15 protein-coding genes are annotated in these 18,883 nt (G+C 49.2%); 1 reads left to right on the forward strand and 14 read right to left on the reverse strand.

Annotated features, from left to right (window positions below; genetic code table 11):
* Positions 1 to 27 precede the first annotated feature (27 nt).
* From ppsA to H8B09_RS10605, 4 genes are all read right to left on the reverse strand, one after another.
* On the reverse strand, positions 28 to 2,640 hold the full coding sequence (gene ppsA, locus H8B09_RS10590; RefSeq protein WP_191203457.1) for a phosphoenolpyruvate synthase: 2,613 nt from the start codon (positions 2,638 to 2,640) through the stop codon (positions 28 to 30).
* Positions 2,641 to 2,878: 238 nt separating this feature from the next.
* Positions 2,879 to 3,484 carry a hypothetical protein gene (locus H8B09_RS10595; RefSeq protein WP_191203458.1) on the reverse strand — a complete coding sequence of 202 codons (606 nt, stop codon included), beginning with the start codon at positions 3,482 to 3,484 and terminating at the stop codon, positions 2,879 to 2,881.
* Between the two features lie 519 nt (positions 3,485 to 4,003).
* Positions 4,004 to 4,945, reverse strand: a complete 942-nt coding sequence (locus tag H8B09_RS10600; protein ID WP_191203459.1) for a phosphotransferase family protein — start codon at positions 4,943 to 4,945, stop codon at positions 4,004 to 4,006.
* Between the two features lie 129 nt (positions 4,946 to 5,074).
* On the reverse strand, positions 5,075 to 7,138 hold the full coding sequence (locus H8B09_RS10605; RefSeq protein WP_191203460.1) for a pectate lyase family protein: 2,064 nt from the start codon (positions 7,136 to 7,138) through the stop codon (positions 5,075 to 5,077).
* A gap of 605 nt (positions 7,139 to 7,743) precedes the next feature.
* Between H8B09_RS10605 and H8B09_RS10610 the strand changes: the two genes are divergently transcribed.
* Positions 7,744 to 8,589, forward strand: a complete 846-nt coding sequence (locus H8B09_RS10610; protein WP_224753554.1) for a hypothetical protein — start codon at positions 7,744 to 7,746, stop codon at positions 8,587 to 8,589.
* A gap of 31 nt (positions 8,590 to 8,620) precedes the next feature.
* On the opposite strand, the gene H8B09_RS10615 is transcribed toward H8B09_RS10610, so the two are convergent.
* The 10 genes from H8B09_RS10615 to H8B09_RS10660 all read right to left on the reverse strand — a co-directional run bounded on the left by H8B09_RS10615 (position 8,621) and on the right by H8B09_RS10660 (position 18,862).
* Positions 8,621 to 9,451, reverse strand: a complete 831-nt coding sequence (locus H8B09_RS10615; protein WP_191203461.1) for an alpha/beta fold hydrolase — start codon at positions 9,449 to 9,451, stop codon at positions 8,621 to 8,623.
* A gap of 51 nt (positions 9,452 to 9,502) precedes the next feature.
* Positions 9,503 to 9,844, reverse strand: coding sequence for a DUF1801 domain-containing protein (locus H8B09_RS10620; protein ID WP_191203462.1), 342 nt, complete (start codon positions 9,842 to 9,844; stop codon positions 9,503 to 9,505).
* A 33-nt stretch (positions 9,845 to 9,877) separates the two neighbouring features.
* On the reverse strand, positions 9,878 to 11,131 hold the full coding sequence (locus tag H8B09_RS10625) for an RNA polymerase sigma factor (protein ID WP_318152577.1): 1,254 nt from the start codon (positions 11,129 to 11,131) through the stop codon (positions 9,878 to 9,880).
* Positions 11,128 to 11,562, reverse strand: a complete 435-nt coding sequence (locus H8B09_RS10630; protein WP_191203463.1) for a YciI family protein — start codon at positions 11,560 to 11,562, stop codon at positions 11,128 to 11,130. Before H8B09_RS10630 ends, H8B09_RS10625 begins: the two co-directional genes overlap by 4 nt.
* Before the next feature lie 214 nt (positions 11,563 to 11,776).
* Positions 11,777 to 12,619 (reverse strand): DegV family protein, encoded by an 843-nt coding sequence (locus H8B09_RS10635; RefSeq protein WP_191203464.1) that lies wholly within the window; start codon positions 12,617 to 12,619, stop codon positions 11,777 to 11,779.
* A gap of 102 nt (positions 12,620 to 12,721) precedes the next feature.
* On the reverse strand, positions 12,722 to 13,504 hold the full coding sequence (locus tag H8B09_RS10640; RefSeq protein WP_191203800.1) for an SDR family NAD(P)-dependent oxidoreductase: 783 nt from the start codon (positions 13,502 to 13,504) through the stop codon (positions 12,722 to 12,724).
* A 35-nt stretch (positions 13,505 to 13,539) separates the two neighbouring features.
* Positions 13,540 to 14,478 carry a serine hydrolase domain-containing protein gene (locus H8B09_RS10645; protein ID WP_224753455.1) on the reverse strand — a complete coding sequence of 313 codons (939 nt, stop codon included), beginning with the start codon at positions 14,476 to 14,478 and terminating at the stop codon, positions 13,540 to 13,542.
* A gap of 197 nt (positions 14,479 to 14,675) precedes the next feature.
* On the reverse strand, positions 14,676 to 15,263 hold the full coding sequence (locus H8B09_RS10650; RefSeq protein WP_191203465.1) for a GNAT family N-acetyltransferase: 588 nt from the start codon (positions 15,261 to 15,263) through the stop codon (positions 14,676 to 14,678).
* A gap of 160 nt (positions 15,264 to 15,423) precedes the next feature.
* Complete coding sequence (locus H8B09_RS10655) at positions 15,424 to 16,302, reverse strand: aldose epimerase family protein (protein ID WP_191203466.1); 879 nt, start codon at positions 16,300 to 16,302, stop codon at positions 15,424 to 15,426.
* 268 nt (positions 16,303 to 16,570) lie between these two features.
* Complete coding sequence (locus H8B09_RS10660; RefSeq protein WP_224753456.1) at positions 16,571 to 18,862, reverse strand: beta strand repeat-containing protein; 2,292 nt, start codon at positions 18,860 to 18,862, stop codon at positions 16,571 to 16,573.
* Positions 18,863 to 18,883: the final 21 nt, after the last annotated feature.

Genomic DNA, 18,883 nt, shown 5'->3' on the forward strand with positions numbered 1-18,883 from the left:
CCGCTCATCCGAATCCCCCTATTAACCTTACAATAGTACGATATATCCATCAGTTCCATTGACCCGTATTCGCTGCCCGTCTTGGATCAGCTTCGTCGCATGCTCAACCCCGACAACGGCCGGCAAGCCATATTCACGGGCAATGACAGCACCATGGGTCATAAGCCCGCCAACTTCGGTGACCAACCCTCTTAGGGATACAAACAGCGGTGTCCAGCTAGGGTCCGTAAAGGCAGTGACGAGTATGTCGCCATCCTCTAGATCAGCATCTTCCATGTTAAGAATGACTCGGGCACGTCCCTCCACCACGCCAGTAGAAACCGGCAGGCCGACAATAGCCTCAGCAGGGAGATGGTCTCGCTTGTACTTCCCTTTAATGATTTCGCCGTCTGATGTTAGGAGACGTGGAGGCGATAGTTTGTCATATAATCGGTACTCTTCTTGTCGTTTGCGGATGATTTCGTTGTTCAGCTGTTGGGTTCGTACCACTTCGTGAAGTTCTTCGAATGTAAGATAGTAGATATCTTCCTTATGACGAATGACCCCGGCTTGTACGAGTTGTTCAGCCTCGTGCAGCATCGCTTGTTTATAAACGAAATAGCGGCTAACCATGCCGTACTTAGGAAACTCCCGATAACCAATGAAATGGCGGACGAGATCGATCTTTTGTTTGGTTTCATCGGCCTTATTCGTGCCGTCCGGCAATTGCTTCAGTCGGGCTAAAAGCTCTTGCTCCTTATCCCAAGCATCTTGCCGTCCCTGTTCAAATTTCCGTTTGCTTTCATCCGGTTCGAAGCGCTTGATATTACCGAGAATTAACGGCACAAGCGTAATGGGTCTCTCGCTCCATCTCGTTCTCGTTATATCGATTTCACCCGCACATCGCATGCCATACCGATCTAGATATTCGTAGATCGCTTCTTGTGCTTCTTTCCCGCCTTCGAATTTCAGCAACTCATCGAGAAAGCTGTCATCTTCAGCTTGTTGCAAACAGACAATGGCATCGGGATATAGGCGTATGACATCTGCGACATCCAGCAGCGCTAGCCCCATCTCTGAAGTCACGTTATTGGGAACGGATTGTGTAAGCGTATCGGCTGCGTTCGTCTCGCCAAGCCACTCCTTCATGTTAGTGTTAAGCCAAGCTGAAGCATTCATTGCCGCCATGAAAACCGCTGTACTCCGCGGATCGAACAGGATCGTCCTTAATTGCTGCATGTCTTCCTTAATAAAATCAAACAGCTCAGATCCCGATTTCGTTCGGATAAGATGTTTCAGTTCCTCGATAGATGCTTTCGTGCTGTGGATCAATTCAGTAACGATGGATGGATCAATGTCGATTGGGTCTTGAGCACTTGTAGGCGGACCGCCTTTACCGGCATTCCCTGGAGTCGCTGGTGTGGCATCCGTTGTCACCAGCTTGATATAATCTCGTTCTATTATGTTCACAAGTGCGTCTTTAAAGAGTGGATCTGATTGTCCCAAGTTATTGACCAGCATATCTCTGCCAGCCGCTGTGGTCAGCATGGGCGTAATATCGACAAACAGCCTTCCGCCTGCTGTCCGCATTGGTGCGCGAGTCGTCATCAGATAAAACGATAATCCGAGCGGTTTAATCGCATCGGTCATCATTTGTTGATGGCCAACGGATACATATACGTGATTGTTATCATCAGCCGCTTCTGGTATCGGGAATAAGGTCGTGATTGGTCGGCTTTGAACGATATAGAATGCATCATCAACCAAACACCATTCGATATCCTGCGGAGCGCCAAAATGACCCTCGATCTGTCTTCCAATTTGTCCAAGTTGTAAAATCTGTTGGTCCGTCAATGTTTGGTTCTTCTGCTGATCGGGATCGATCTGCCGGGTTTCCGTTCCACCTTCTTCTAACCCGTAGATAGCCAATTGCTTCACCGCGATCCGCTTATCGATGATTTGCTCCTCCTTCACTTGATAGTTGTCGGCGGATACTAACCCAGAAACGAGTGCTTCTCCTAGTCCATAGCCGGCATCGATAGATAGCCGCCTACGGTTCATTGTTATAGGATCAGCGGTAAACATAATACCCGATGCCTGCGGAGATACCATTCGTTGAACGATAACGGAAAGATACACTTGACGGTGGTCGAAACCATTGCGCATCCGATAGATAACTGCTCGATCTGTAAACAATGAAGCCCAGCATTGGCTGATATGGTGCAGTACGGCCTCCACGCCGATGATATTAAGATAGGTGTCTTGCTGACCGGCAAAAGATGCATGCGGCAAATCTTCAGCGGTTGCACTAGAACGTACGGCATATGCATGATCTTCACCGAACCGGGATAACTGGCGAGTAACGGCGTTTACAATTTCAGATGGAATGACTGACTCCGTAATGATCTGCCGAATCTTCCCGCTGATTGCACTGATTTGTTCACGATCCTCCACGTTCAGCTTTGACAGCTGACTCAACAAAGCCTGATACGTTTCATTGTGTTCGATCGCTTGCCGATAGGCTGCGGTGGTCACACAAAATCCGACTGGAACTTGTACACCTTCAATATGAGTCAGTACGGCTAAATTGTAACCTTTGCCACCTACAAGCGATTGCTGCGCACTGTCTATCGTCTGAAGATCGAGAACCAAAGCATTCATTCTACAACTCTCCTAACCTTTAAAATGTTTACGTTTGACAGGAATCCAATGACGTGGTACAATAAAATTATAAAATGGTCTGTCTTTACGAATTTTTTATTTGTACACGTAATCCGATTATATCACTTCGTCTTTTTATATGCAAAATTGTAGCCCCTGCCTTGTTGGCAAGGGCTTTTTTTGTTTTCGCTGCTGCTCACGCAACTGCCTTCTTTTGTATTAGGAATAGAATTGATTGTTAGTTTGGGATATAGCGTTTACCTGTATATCCGTCGTAGTAAACCTTCTTGATCTTCCCCTCTCTGTCAGCGCCAACAACCTCCAGCAGTGCGATATCGCTGCTTCTTGATAATCTAAAATGGTATCCGGATGCCCACCCTTTGGCGGGAAACAGCTCTTGTTGTGCCCTTTCGATTACATCTGTGCTGTCGATCTTGATTGTACCTAATCGTTCAATCACCTCATTCATGCTTGACATATCCTCACTTGGGGTCGCATGAATGATTACCTTATCATGAATGGTATAGAGGATTGACTTCGCGGCTCCCGGAACGGCAAATACCATGTTCCAATATCTTCTCTTTCCATCAAATCCTTGATTCGTACCCGGATCGCTATCCACGCTAGTCAGTAAATATAACTTGGCTTTCGCATCCCATTGTTGAGCTTTAAGCTGCCCTATTCTATAGGCTTCAAGCAAGCTAATCTTAATTCCTTCAGTATCTTGATCAGCGTTAATCTGTAAAGCTGCATAACTGCTGCTGCATGCGATCCATATCGTTAAAGACAGCGCAAAGAGAGTCATTGAATAAATCCGATATAGTGTGCGTCGTATGATGTCCACTCCCCTTGTCGCTCGTTGATTCCTTGGGGAGTATCTCCTAATATGGAATGGTTTAATCAGAGGTTTCTTTTGTCCCCCTTTGCCCAATCTGTTCTCTTCAAGATATTCAATAGATAGATCAGCGGCTGCATAAATATGTTACTACGCTTGGAACAAGAGGACAGCTTCTTACATCGGATGTTGTCTCCGGAGCTTTCCGCTTGGACACTTGAGCGAATTGATGATGCACTCGCATGTAACAACGCAGAAGATCGAATGTCTATTTATGCTGGCATTGAAACCAGACTTAGTGAAGAACATCAGACTCTCTTCATGCTCCACGGCCGATTCTATACGGATTACCACCCTTCATACAAAGCCGTACGGTTCAATTCATTGGGATGGATTGACTTCAAGCAGATATGGCGAGCTTGATAATAAAACCCTAAGAAGCAGCCCCCAAATTAGTTTGAGGGCTGCTTCCGTTATGCGCTGTCAATGTTGAAGCAAGCATGATCAATTGCGAATCATTACAAACCTCTATTTATAATACAAGCTAAATACTTGTTTGGCGATCGCCGCATAGGATTCGATCTGATCCGGACTTCGATCAATCGCCCATCTGACCGTATCGAAGGATTTTAATAGCATTAATTGTCTAGTGACTATAAGTTCTTCCTGGTTCATGCCATATCCGTCCAGATAAGCATTGAATTCAACATCGTTCAAGCCGTCTTCCAGCATTTGATGCAGCAGCAGATGGATTAGATCGCCGTGCGGCACGGGGGCTACTGCAGCGTTGCCCCAATCGATAACCGTCATTTGGCCGGTTGAATCGACAAGGACATTCTTCAGCGTGAGGTCGCCATGGATTAATCCGAAAAGATACGATTCCGTGCTCATTTTGACAAAAAGCTCACGTAATTTAATCGATTCTTCAGGTGTAAGGACACCAAGCCGGATTAATGGGTCCTCGTCTGTCAAACATTTGATGTTGTGCTGGATATAACCTTGCCAGCTGCCATCCGAGCCTGGATGAGGAGGTGAAACCCACTCTCCCTGCTCTGGATTGACCAGATTCTCCCCATATCCTTTCACTGGGATGGCATGTATCATCTTCGCATATCGGCCCAACTGCCTCCACGTTTCGGTTCGTGAAAGCACCCCACTATCAAGCCCGTTCTCACCTTCTACGAACGATTGAATCATATATGCTGTATCCTCACAAATTCCAACGGACAAGACACGGGGGCCGGGAATGCCTGCTGATGCTGCCTGCTCGATACACCATTGTTCCTTTATATAACTTGGGTATGTACTTTGGTTGTTCATGCGAACAACAACCTTATTTCGTTCTGTCTCAACGACACATACTTGATTGATCATGCCCTTATCCAAGATCTGATAGGAACCTATTACTTGCTCTTGAAGAAAATCGCCCGCAATTTGCTCTGCTCGGATTATAACAGTGTCTTTAGTCATGTCTATTCTCCTCTATCTCCAACTGCAACGAAGAATCTGAATGTCTTTATTATAGCTCACTTTGGAACGAGAAGAATGACAATTAACAATAGGTCAACCAGAGCGCCTGGTTGACCTACCTCTATCCATCTACTCTAGTTTCATGTAGTACAAATTCGTTGTATCAGCCTTCGTTATCGTATGTGCGCCTGCAGCAAGCGATACGCTGACAATCCCATTGGTCATCGCATAACTTGTGCCGTCGATCTTGATCAACGTGCCATTCGCAGAGTTGAACACGAGCGTTAACGTCTTGGCAGCCGTTGTCGTAAATCCGATGCTTGTCGAGCTCTCAATCTTCAAGCATTGTGTAAGAGTCAATCCGTTGTAGGTGACGGTTCCCTTCGTCGTTGACAGGTTTCCTTGAATGTTGAAGAAACTGCTTGTCGTGCCGCTTGTTGTAAAGTTGTGAACGACGGTTGCTGGCGTAGGATCTGTAGGCGTTGTTGGGTCTGTTGGTGTAGTCGGGGATGAATTGCCGCCAACGGACACGAGCTGTGTAGTGTAGCTTTGAATCTTGGACATCAGAGCGGTGTTGAGCGTATCGGAAGTGTCGTCGACGGCGTCATTGAATTCCCAGGTGAAATCCCCTTTATTGAGCCGGCCTGCTCGGGCAGATACGACTTGTTCAACATTGCTTGCCGCATCGATGTTCGCTGCATTGACGCCCAATTCTTTTAACGTATCGAAGTTGTTATAAGCGGTTCCCCCTGCTTTTGTTTTGTATGTGCTAGGTACTGAAGCAGTGCGAGATGCAGCTAGATAAGCATCAAAGGATGTTGCGTTAGCCGCTGTTGTTCCTGCATTGGAATTCGCATAGATGATGCTGTCTGCACTAGCAATGACATTATTGTATGCCTTGATCATTCCGCCGTTCTCGCCCGAGAATGTACCTTCACCTAACGCATCTGTCCCCTGCAGCGAGCTCATCATTGGGTATTTGACATGTCGGAAATAGTTCGATTCCACAAAGGCCGAACTTCCTGTCGTGACGCCGACGCCGTACTTCGAGTTTCCGTCGTAGAAGTTATTGTAGATGTGAACGGATCCCGTACGAATTCGCGGATGACGCGAGTCCGAGTGATCGAACCAGTTGTGGTGGAACGTAGCGTAGAAATCGGCTGTTTCGCTTAATCCCACCAAAGAGGCTTTGCCAGAATCCCAATAGTGATTGTAAGAGATCGTTATAAATGTGGATCCCTTCTTCAAGTCTGTGGAACCATCGCCTTTGACTTGATCCGCATCACTGCCGGCAGCTCCATAGAAGATATCATTATTATGCACCCATACATTCGCATTGCCCGTATCAAGTGATATGCCGTCGTCTGGAAACAACATGACGCCCAAGTTTCTTATCTCCACATTGCCGACATAGCGGAGCAGAATTCCCCATCCATAAGCCGTTGCGTCCTGTCCAATTCCTTCGATCGTCATATTCATTGGAGAATAATCCGTTTTGCCTTTGATCTGGAGATAGCCGCTGCTGTTCAACTGACCGCTCAAGTTAGCAGCCGTCACTTTACCGATGAACCGGATGGCAAGCGGCGTTGTATCATACCCCTTTTGTCTTAGCGTAAAAATTTCGCCGATGCCTACAGCGGTTTGCTTGTCGCCTGCGCTGTTGATTTTCACATCAAGCGTTACGGTCTGCGCATTCTGAGAGGTAACATACACGACTTGAGCGCCGCTCTTAAGCGTACCGTTATTATTGTAGGCGCCGGAACCCGTTCCGAACGTTGAGTTCGCGGAGAAAGCAAACCCGGATCGGTCATGGGCAGAAGCGGTTAGCGTACCCGATACCGCACTTGCTGTGGTACCGTCTGACAGAATAGCTTCAACCTTCATAACGTAACTGCCTGCTGCGAGCCCTACGGCATCCGCTCTCCAGTAGGAGGCGTATTTGCGGATTAATTGACTATCAAGCTGCTGATATTGGGAGTCTGCTGCGCTTGATGGCTTCACATATACGTTATAGCCTTGGGCATTGCTTACCGATGACCATTGTACAAATGTCGTCTCATTCCAGCCTCCGCTGCTGGTGATCGACACGCTGGCTGCATGTGCGGTTGAATTGCCCCATCCGCTGGTGACTAAGGTTAGTGCGAGCGCAAGAAAGACAACGTAACTCGTTAACTTGGCTGCATGCTTGTTCAATTAAATCCCTCCAATTGGTTATTGTCGTTCATGGTACCGCTTACAGAAATGAGTTTGTTTCTTGCATCTCCCTTTCTTAGCAATGGGTTCGAAACGAAACTCGCTTGATTTCGAACATCCTAAGCGTAACCAGTTCGCAGCAGGTTCCGAAACAATCATTTGTTCATACGTCTGTAAGACGGGTAGATTCTGAGCTAATGATTATCGATCGGGGCCATTTGATAACTACAAGGAAAGGCAACCGATTCATCTATCGGCTGCCTTTTACGAGCAGAGAGTATGGGTTAAAGCGGATTCTATCCAATATTAATTGAGCGCTTGGACGAGAGCGTATACCGGCGGGTACTTGTCCGACATACATTTGAACAGTACGATCTGCCGAGGGAGATGAAAAGATGTCCGCGAACACTAGCCGCCTATCAACTAGCTCTAGACGCTGTAAGCATCGTTGCTCATGCGTGCCTCGTAGGAAGAAGAAATGTAGATCCCACCTATCCGATGACGAGTTTCTTCAAGTACAAGAAATTCTCAGCGGTATTGAGAAGGCCCTTCCTATAGCTTTAAGCGATATGAGTACTGCAAACAGTAAACAATTAAGGTTACAAATGATTCGGCTGTTCGATTTCGTATCTAAATCCGGCATTTGCAAGAAAGCCATTCTGCTTCGTTTACTAAGAGACATCATACTGATGCTGAAAGAAATCAATCTTTCTATCATAAATAAGGTCGTTCAGGTCCAACAAATCATGAATCAGTTCTTCATCACGCTTCAAGCGGTTACGATGACAGTCGAGCAAAAGAATGTAATCGTGAATCAGATCAATACGATCAATGAAATAATCAATAACTTTGAAGGCGCAGTCGGACCGCAAGGCCCTCCAGGACCCCAAGGTCCCATTGGTCCAACTGGGCCAAGAGGACAGCAAGGTCCCATTGGTCAACAAGGACCAGTAGGTCCGCAAGGGCCTCCGGGAACATTTGCTACAGCATATGCGAACGTCTATGATAATGCGACTCAAACGGTTGCGAATAATGAGCCTGTCCGATTCAATCAATTCGATCAACCAGGCTCCGTTATTACTGGTGGCATCACGGCTACGTCAACAACGCTTACGGTATCGGAAGCCGGCGACTATGCTGTGGACTGGAATGCCTCCTTCCTGCCTCCTGATAATCATTGTGCATTTGGTATTTTCATCAACGGGACGGTTGCCGCTGCTACGCTATCGGGTCTGGCTGTATTTCCAGGAGAACAGGTCGATGTCGTTGGCGCAACTGCGATAATCCGACTTGCGGCCAATGATGCCGTTCAACTGCGTGCCCTTATCCCGGTAACGAGTACTCAGACAACGATCACGCTCAGCGGGACAATAACATACCCGCCATTCGGTGGCGTTGCAGACCAACAAATCACGAGCGCATCGCTCCGACTTATCAAGCTATCAACTTAATAACCGTATAACTATAATCAAAACACCAGCCTTAAGAGCTGGTGTTTTGTCGTGAAGGTCCTTTAAAGAAAGTCGTTAGCTCAGCTGCAAAAACTGCCGCATTGATCTGCTTCGTATGTCCAAGTCCCTTCTTACTGCTTAGCTGAGCATTGGGAAGAACCTTAGTTAGAGCTTGCGCGGCATGTCGGAGAGAAGCCGGGCTCTCTGTGCCTTCAAGCACTAGTGTCGGCATCTGGACGGTGCCCCACTGGTCAACGGGCAATGGCTTTCCGTTAATATAGCCATCCAGTAAGGCCGCATCATAAGGAAGCGTATGTGCGACTGCCATAAGATTGGACCAAACACTTGGCATCAATCGCATCATTCCAACAACGAAGGAAGGAGCCCCCATCCCTTTGGTCATGAAATACTTAATCGCTTCTGCTCGGCGATTGTCGGCGATTAGCGTTGTCACATGTTGCCTTAGATCTTGGGGCGGCAAGCGGTCAGCGGAATCAACGACAAAAGGTGGCTCGTGCAAAGCCAATTTCGTTATGTTAACCCCGCTTGCTGCCGCATGCAGAGCAAGAACTGCGCCGGATGACAGGCCCCATACCTGCGCCGAACCGCCTGCTTCTTGGATCATTGCTTCAAGATCTTCGATCTCTCGCTCGATCGCATAGGGTAGATTGTCTCCGCTATCGCCACGACCACGGCGGTCATAATAATAGACAGTGAAGTGCTCCGATAATAACGAAGCTAACTTCACCATACTCGTAAATTTACGATAGCTGAACGCGCCCCCGACCAGGATTAGCGCTGGACCTTGGCCGACTTTATCATAGGCAATCTGGGTGCCGTCTTTCGAGCGTACGGTTTGCATGTTAGATCTCCTTTGTATGCCATGAAACCACCCTTGCTGAGCTCATTCGTTCTATAATGTACTTGCAGCTTGCTGGACTAGATCGGTAAGCATGCTCTGGTCGATCTGCTGACCGTTGCGGAACTTGATCGTCTTCCGCTCAGGCGGACCGTCGAACAGCCCTTTTGGGAGCGTAAGTTCTGTCGCATTAAAGATTGTGAAGCTAACCGCGTCCTTCGAAGTTGAAATGACAGCTGCGTATTTCTTATTTTTCAGAAAATGTGGTTTGTTGTACTGGATGCGCTCCTGCACGTCGGGAACCGCGTTGTGAACAATTTGACGTAATTGTTGGCACAGAGTTGCTTGCCAAGGTTCTTTGACCTTCTCCATGTACTCGATAACTTCTTGACTCATATGTAAAACCCCTCTCGTATTGTGGTTGTGTAATTACACGTCGCACTCAACTGCGCGCTTTAATAATAATTCGCGTTCCTTCTCATTGCCTGCCAACTTTGCAGCTTGTTGAAATTCGAAGTGTGCTTCGTTCTTACGGCCTAACTTCATTAGAAAGTCGCCGCGCACGCTGGGAAGCAAATGATAGTTCTTCAATGAAGGCTCCTGCATCAAAGAATCGATAACTTCAAGTCCCACTTCAGGACCGAATGCCATTGACAATGCGACTGCTCGATTCAGCTCGACGACAGGCGATGGCGCCACTTGGGACAGAGCATCGTATAAGGCTGATATCTTGACCCAATCCGTCTCCGAGGCTGTGCGGGCGCGAGCATGGCAAGCAGCGATCGAAGCTTGTAACAGATAGTTTCCGAATGTTTTGCCAAGACGTTCAGCCCGCTGAATAGCTGCAAGCCCCCGCCGAATGAGCAGGTGATCCCACAGCGACCGGTTCTGATCCAGGAGCAGAATGGGTTCTCCGCTCGGACCGACTCTCGCTCTGAATCTTGACGATTGAATCTCCATCAGTGCCACTAGACCATGAACTTCAGGTTCATATGGCGCAATCTCCGCAAGGATTCTACCAAGACGAAGCGCTTCGCTGCACAGCATAGGTCGAATCCAGCTGGCGCCGGAAGAAGCGGAATAACCCTCATTGAACATGAGGTAGATAACCTCAAGCACAGACGACAACCGTTCTGCCAACTCAGCCTGCGGCGGTAATTCGAATGGGACATTCGCAGCTGCAAGCGAACGTTTCGCCCGAACGATGCGCTGTGCGATGGTCGGCTCCGGAACGAGAAAGGCGCTTGCGATTTCTTCTGTCGTCAAGCCGCCAAGCAGTCGGAGCGTAAGCGCAACCCTTGCATCCGTTGACAGAATCGGATGACAAGTCGTGAAGATGAGCCGAAGCAGATCATCGCCGACAGGATCGTCAAGCGCTTCGTCCCAATCCGGCTCATGTTGACGCTCGATTTCCCAGCCTAGCTCTTCATATTTGCGATCACGGAGTTTGAGTCTGCGCATATGATCAATGGCCCGGCGCTTCGCTGTCGTCATCAGCCACGCTCCTGGATTATCGGGTATGCCTGTTTGCGGCCAACGTTCGAGCGCGATGATAAGCGCATCTTGGGCCAGATCCTCGGCAAGCCCGACATCTCGTACCATGCGTGCCAGGCTAGCGGTAATCTTGGCGGATTCAATTCGCCAGATCCCATCGATGGCGCGGTGGACGTTAGGTTCATTCACGCCCGTGGCTTCCTTGTGAATTGTGCATTCAATTCATCGATTCGGGCGATTGCATCGTGATCCTGCGTGAGCTCCGATGCCTCGAATATCTGACGCAGCTCAATCTGCCCTTCTCCGAAGCCGTGAGGATCAGGCATCCGCATGGCCCATTCGATCGCCTCTTCTCTCGATTTCACTTCGATCAGCGTGTACCCTGCAATGATTTCTTTCGCTTCTGTGAAAGGCCCGTCTATCACCTTTGGCTTCCCGCCTGGTACAGGATATGAGATGCGAATGGCATTCGAAGATGGGTGAAGTCCCTCGGCTGCAACCAATACGCCTGCTCTTGCAAGTTCCTCATTATATCTGCCCATTGCGTCCAACAGCTCTGGACTCGGCATTACGCCGTTCTCGGAATCTTGGCTTGCTTTGACAATCATCATAAATCTCATTGTGGATCTCCTCCATTTACTGTTTGTTCTCTGCTTTCTATAATCACAACGAACGGGAAACGTCGTAATCGACAAGGTGACCCAATTTTTTTCTAAATCTTTTTTTCAACAGATACAATTGGAATACCTGCCCAATATTCCGATTACTTTTTTAACCCAATTAATATTATATGTAATAAAAAAAGAGCCGCCTTTAGCGACTCTCCCGTGATCCTTATTCAAAATAATACATAAATCCGATCGCGCCAACTCCGGTATGCGTGCTAATAATAGGGGTCGTATCTTCGATCTTGAATCGATCAAATCCTGTTAGCTCCGCTATCGCTTCCTTCAGCTTGGCTGCCAGCTCGTCGCCCTCTGCGTGGACGAGACCCACCGAACGGATCGCCTTGCCTTTCACATCATCTGCGAATTGTTTCGCTAAGTGGGAGATGATTTGGGCACGGCTTCGGACCTTTGCGACCGGATTATATGCGCCGCCTTCAAGAGACGCAATAATCTTGATCTTAAGCAGTGAACCGATCCAAGCAGCACCTTTGCCGATACGTCCGCCCTTCACCAGGTTGTCCAACGTATCCACCACGACAAACAGCCTTGTCTGTTCGCGAATGACATCTAATCTTGCTAAGATTTCATCGACCGATTGGCCTTCTTGGGCCATCTTCGAAGCTTCGATTACTTGGAAAGAGAGCGCCTTCGTAATATACCGGGAATCGACAACAGTTACTTTCGTGTCCGTCATCTCAGCAGCCATCTTAGCAGAATCTACCGTTCCGCTCATTCCGCCAGTCATATGAATGGAGATGACTTCACTTCCATCGGCTCCAAGTCGGTCATACATCTCCATAAACGCGCCAACGGATGGCTGGGACGTCTTCGGGAGCTTGTCGGATGCCTTCATTTTTGCAATAAATTCAGTAGGTGTAATGTCCACTCGATCTGTAAAGTGCTCCTCGCCGATCGTGATGGTTAACGGGACAACCTCAATTCCGTATTGATGAAGTTCCGTTTCGGACAAATCCACTGTCGAGTCGGTAACGATCTTGATGCTTCGCATAATGTAGGCTCCTGCTTTCGAATGAATTGGGCTTATCCATTCTAATACGCCCTGCCGGCAATTGCGTCTCAATTTTTTGCGACTTAGGCACTAGGTGAATATTTACAGAACGGCTGCCTTGCCGCCGTCGATATTAACGGCAGTTCCGGTTACGTAAGACGCTGCATCAGAAGCAAGGAATGCAATGACGTTAGCGGCTTCTTCTGCCCGGCCAATCCGACCGAGCGGAATATCATGCCGTGGATCGGCAGCGAATTCATCCCATGTCATGTGGGGAGCGGCTGCCTGCCACATGCGTTCGATTTGATCGCTTCGAATCAATCCGATGCAAACTGCGTTAACACGAATGCCGTCGGATGCGAGATCTTTGCTCATTGCCTTGGTCAATGCCAGACCAGCCGCTCGGCTGACCGAGGTTGGCAGCGAAGAACCCGAAGGCGTCTTTCCGCCTACGGCTGTAACATTGACGATTGCGCCTCCGCCCGCCTGACGCATATAAGGCAGTGCAGACTTGGCGAAATATACGGCGCCAAACAGCTTCAAATTCAAATCGGCCGTCCAAGCTGAGGCATCGACGGCTTCGAACGGCTTCGCCGCTGAAGTGCCGGCGTTGTTGATCAAGATGTCGATACCGCCGAATCGCTCGACAATAGCTCCAACAGCTCGCTGGACTTCTGTTTCAACGGACACATCGGCTGCGATGATAAGCGGCTGCGTCCCCGTCTTATCTGCAATCCGTTGAGCAGCTTCCTTTAGAGGTCCCTCATTTCTAGCGATTAGAGCTACCAGGGCACCCTCTGATGCAAGCAGCATGGCCGTTGCGAGGCCGATTCCTTTGCTGCCTCCGGTAATAATGGCACGTTTTCCTTTGAATCCTAGTTCCATCATGTTCACTAACTCCTTCTTATAAGGTTTCAGACTTACTCAGATCTATGTACGACGGATGCTGCATCTTCTAAACAGTTAAGCAGGGTTTGGTTAAACAGTAGTTGGTCTTCGATGTAATTGTCTGTGTAACGATTCAACATTCGTACGCCTACAGCATGATACTCCGGAAGCACAATGCAATGGCAACCCGCGGCTCCCGTAGCGTAATACCAATGTTCCTCGTGATACCAGCCGAATAGCCGCTTACTCGAGCCTTCTTCCGATTGAAGTTGGTCATATAGCTTGAACACAGCCTCTGGCAGCAGCCTCTGTCCGTTGATAACGCCTTTGTTTAAATGCAGATTACCCCATAAGCCAAGATCTAACGAATTCGTGTACAGATTGCGTTCATGTCCTTCATTGGATTCGATTCGTACCGAGGCGTATTTGCCATCCGCTTGATAATCGCAAACCAGATTCTCCTTAGGTGAAGTTACCCATTCTGTCCGATTCAGCTGCACTGGATTTAGAACGCGATCTGCGATGAGTTCCGCAATCGTAAGTCCCGTGATCGTTTCAATGATTTTCCCCGCCAATTCCTCTCTTTCGATTCTGCGGTCGCCGAAATATTTGGCACCTGTTTTGGTTGCCAAATCACGCAAGGTAATCTCACCTAATTGTTCTCTTGGGATATCGTTGACATACGGATAAACGGGTGTTTCTAACGGGACATTAGCTTCAACTGCTGCGATTGCGGTTGCTAACCCTACGTAAGTCTTCCTCGTGGAATAAAGATTAAACATCGAATCCGAATCAACCAATCTTGCTCCCTTCTTCGAATGGTGAGTACCGTCATACCATTCCAAGACGACTCGATCGTTCTGAATGACAAGCAATGATGCAGCGGATGCGTTCACGTCGAGCATGGTTTGTTTGGTTTGGTTCAATAATGGACGGAATTGCTCTGAGAGATCTACCTTCGCAATACGCAATTAGATTCCACCTATCAGCATAATTGTTATAAACAACTCGACTTGCACTAGATTATCCGTAAATTGGGTGCAAAATTAATGCCCTCTTTATATCCTTCAACTTCGATGGATTAATGTCAATAACAAGTATTTGTTTGGGATTAATTCCTTAAAGAAGAAGAGCCACTCCGATAATGGAGTGACTCCTAAGTTAAGTCCTATTCGTCCAGCTGTTCTGCCCTTTGCATGGCTAAATACTCATCCTTCGTTAGCCCGAACATAATAAAATCCATGTATTGCCCGTTTATATAAACAACCTGTCTGCGTACCCCCTCTTGTACACATCCTAGCTTCTTCATCATCCTTGCAGAACCTTCATTTCCTTCAAGAACATAGTCATTGAATTTGTTCAGTCTTCGTTCCAGAAAGGCATATTTTAAGAGGATTTGCATCGCACTTGTGCCATAACCTTGTCCGCGATGTTTCTTGTCAACGACTATACCGATGCTGAACGTACCGTTTCGCTCATCGATGCTGTTTAGGTTGATTCCCCCGATGCTTTCCCCGTTCAAATTCTCTATCATAAACATGATCCGTCTATTGGATGAACCGAAATCAGCAAATTCCGCTGTAAACTTTTTGGCATCTGAAATTGTAGGCGGCAGTTCAGTCATACATTCGAGTAGGCGACGTGCAGGCGAGTCGAATCCCCCAATGTAGCAGTTTTCCCAATCTTCGATCGCAATTGCGCGTAATCTTATTTTGTCATCCTGCCAATAGTATTCGCTGTAATCAATTTCTCTCATAGGCTACCTCCTGTGCTGCGCAATAGGTTTGTATATCCCAGCATACAAGAACGGGTAGGCCTGCTATATATAAAGAATGAATATATATAATTGTTACCATAAAAAATCCCAGACTCCTCGCTACATACATAGCTGAAGCCTGGGATTAGAGAGTGTAAGGTTACTTCTCGTACGCGATCGTCATTTGAAGGTCAATTGCTTGTCCGGGTTCAACGAGCAGCAGGCCCTTCTTATTGTTCAGCGCCTCGTTCAGCGCAGTCCACGGTTCGACACATACGAACGGCTTACCTTCCACCGACCAAAGGACCACATAGCGGAACTCATCGCTGTAGCTCAGGTGAACGCTGCCGCCGCCGTTCTTCAAAGGAAATGCGATTTCCGTTTGCTTCGCATCGAGCAAAGCGGATGATTCGACCATTCCGTTCAAGTCATACGTTCCGCTGAACGGCTTCTCGATATTGTCGTTATAGTCGAGCAGCTTCGTGGCATCTGAGCGGTAAGCGAGCTTCTTGCTGTCCGTCGCAAAATACGGATGGAAACCGGCAACCATCGGCATCTCTTCTTCGGAATGGTTGGCATAATGCTGCTCGATCGTCAGCCTGCCATCCTTAAGCCGATAAGTGAAACGCAGCTCGAATGCGAATGGGAACGAAGTTAATGTCTCCTCATCGCTGTGAAGCGTCAGCGTTACATAAGCGCCGTCGTCTGTGCCAGTTGTCTCGACCTGCCACGGTTTCACGCGTGCGACGCCGTGATTTTTCATTTTATACGTGCTGCCCTTCCATTCATACTCCCCGTTAACGAGCTGACCGCAGATCGGGAACAGAACTGGAATGCCGCCTCGAATGTTCGCTTGTGGGTTTAAGAACGTTTCCCGATCTAGATAGAGCAGTTCTTGTCCATTCAATTCGCAGTGGATCACGATCGCACCGCGTTCAGGACAGACGACAACTCGGGATTGCGTCGTTGCATCCGTCAATTCGATCAACGGGAACCCATCAACGGAATTATGTATGGCATAGTTGGATTGATTGCTCATTGGTATTTGTGCCTCCTGTAGCTGTTCATTCAATAACACAATCCTCATTATACCAATAGTTTGGCGAAAAAGAACATTGTGACGATCCCTAACTTGTTATTGAAGTACAAAAGATTGCCCATTCAATGGATGATCTCTGATCTCTTCTGTATACCTTCAGAATAATCGTTCACGAAACAGTTTATCGAGCAATTAATATACAGTTTGTCTTTTCAAATCAAAAAGGACACCTCCCTATCGTTACTTGGGGAAAGATGTCCTTAATGGATCAGGTCAATCGATGCATGGACCATACGTTTGCGGATGCGGTCGCTCCACCAATATTGATGTTGACGGTAAGGCCGCTGTTGACATAGAAGACGCCGATGGTGTCACCCGCATTAAGGTTGACATCGCCTGCTAATGTAACAGTCGCACTGCCCAGAATGACACGCAACGTCAACAGAAGTGCAATATTCACGTCCAGAATAGGAAATAAGCCAGTAATCAAGTCAGTAACCGGTGCACTCGTTCGTCGAATGACAAAGCTTGGATTGACTGTGGCTCCGATCTGTACAGATAGGGATGCAGTTGTTGTGTAAGTTAGTGTTGCTTTAATCGCATAGCGGCCCGATGTAGGTACCGTGTACGTGCCCGTAGCAGCGTTAAACCCAGTCCCGGTGTAATACGGATCAGTGACAGTCCAGTTGGTAAGCTGCGTTCCTGTTGCTGATACCGTAGGCGTTCTTGTAGCGGAAAATCCATCGGCAAGCACGCTTGGTCCCGTGGCGCCAGTGGCGCCAGTCGGACCGGTCGCTCCAGTAGCGCCGGTGGCGCCAGTGATTCCGGTAGTACCCGTAATGCCAGTCGAGCCCGTAGCTCCTGTTGGTCCAGTCGCACCCGTCAGACCAACCCCAGTAACACCGGTGTCGCCCGTTGATCCAGTCGGTCCGGTTCCGCCAGTGGTACCATTACCTGTTGCCCCGGTGGGTCCCGTCGCACCAGTAACACCAACCCCAGTTACTCCTGTTGGACCTGACGTACCAGTAGCACCAGCGTTACCTGTCGCACCGGTAGGACCTGTTGCTCCCGTCACACCAATTCCCGTGGCACCCGTATCACCTGTTGGTCCAGTCGGTCCGGTTCCGCCAGTAGTACCTGCATTACCTGTGGCACCTGTCGGTCCAGTAGCGCCTGTCACACCAACACCAGTAACGCCGGTGTCGCCCGTTGGTCCCGTCGCACCAGTAACACCAACACCAGTGGCTCCTGTTATACCTGTTGCCCCGGTGTCACCTGTTGATCCAGTCGGCCCGGTTTCGCCAGTAGCGCCAGCGTTACCTGTCGCACCGATAGGACCTGTTGCTCCCGTTACTCCAAATCCGGTCGCCCCAGTAGAACCTGTCGCTCCCGTTACACCAACCCCAGCTGCACCCGTTGGACCGATTTCACCTGTAGCGCCAGTGTTACCTGTGGCACCTGTCGGTCCAGTTGCGCCTGTCACACCAACACCAGTGGCTCCTGTTGTACCTGTTGCCCCGGTGTCACCTGTTGATCCAGTCGGCCCGGTTCCACCAGTGGTACCTGCATCACCTGTTGTCCCAGTGGATCCCGTCGCACCTGTCACACCAACACCAGTGGCTCCTGTCGGACCTGTTGCCCCGGTGTTACCAGTCGCTCCAGTCGGCCCGGTTCCACCAGTGGTACCTGCATCACCTGTTGCCCCCGTGGGTCCAGTTGCACCAGTGTTTCCTGTTAGTCCAGTAGGGCCTAACTCACCAGTAGGACCTGTCGCACCAGTTACTCCAAATCCGGTCGCCCCAGTAGAACCTGTTTCACCAGTTGCGCCTGCGTTACCTGTCGCACCTGTCGGGCCGGTGGCTCCCGTCACACCAACACCAGTTGTACCAGTTTCGCCGGTTGTACCCGTTGGTCCGGTTCCACCAGTAGCGCCAGCATTACCTGTTGCTCCCATTGGTCCAGTAGACCCCGTCGTACCAGTAGCTCCTGCATTACCTGTAGCACCCGTCGTACCAGTTGCGCCTGTCGCACCAGACCCTGTCGCTCCTGTTGCACCTGTCAGACCAATCCCAGTCGCTCCGGTTGTTCCTGTCGCACCAGTGACACCAGTAGCTCCAGTCGGTCCAGTTGCGCCTGTCACGCCTACCCCAGTTGCCCCAGTATCACCTGTAGTTCCGGTTACTCCACTTATCCCTGTCGCACCTGTCGGTCCTGTCGAGCCCGCGTTTCCAGTAGCTCCGGTTGTTCCTGTAGCCCCAGTTGCACCTATCGAGCCAGGATCGCCTGAAGCCCCAGTCACTCCGATACCCGTGGCCCCGGTGATACCTGTTCCACCAGTAGCGCCTGTCGCTCCTGTGGCCCCCGTACCGCCTGTACCTCCGGTTGCTCCACTTCCCGTAGCCCCTGCGTTACCTGTTGCCCCAGTCGAACCCGTCACACCAGCCGCGCCAGTAGCACCAGTAGCTCCTGAACCTGTAGCGCCTGCACGTCCTGCTTCACCCTGAGGGCCAGAAGGTCCCGTTTGCCCCGTCGCACCTGTAACACCAACTGGGCCTCGCATCCCTGGGACGCCACGAACTCC

The sequence above is a fragment of the Paenibacillus terricola genome (assembly GCF_014779765.1).
In the GTDB taxonomy this organism is placed as follows: domain Bacteria; phylum Bacillota; class Bacilli; order Paenibacillales; family Paenibacillaceae; genus Paenibacillus_T; species Paenibacillus_T terricola.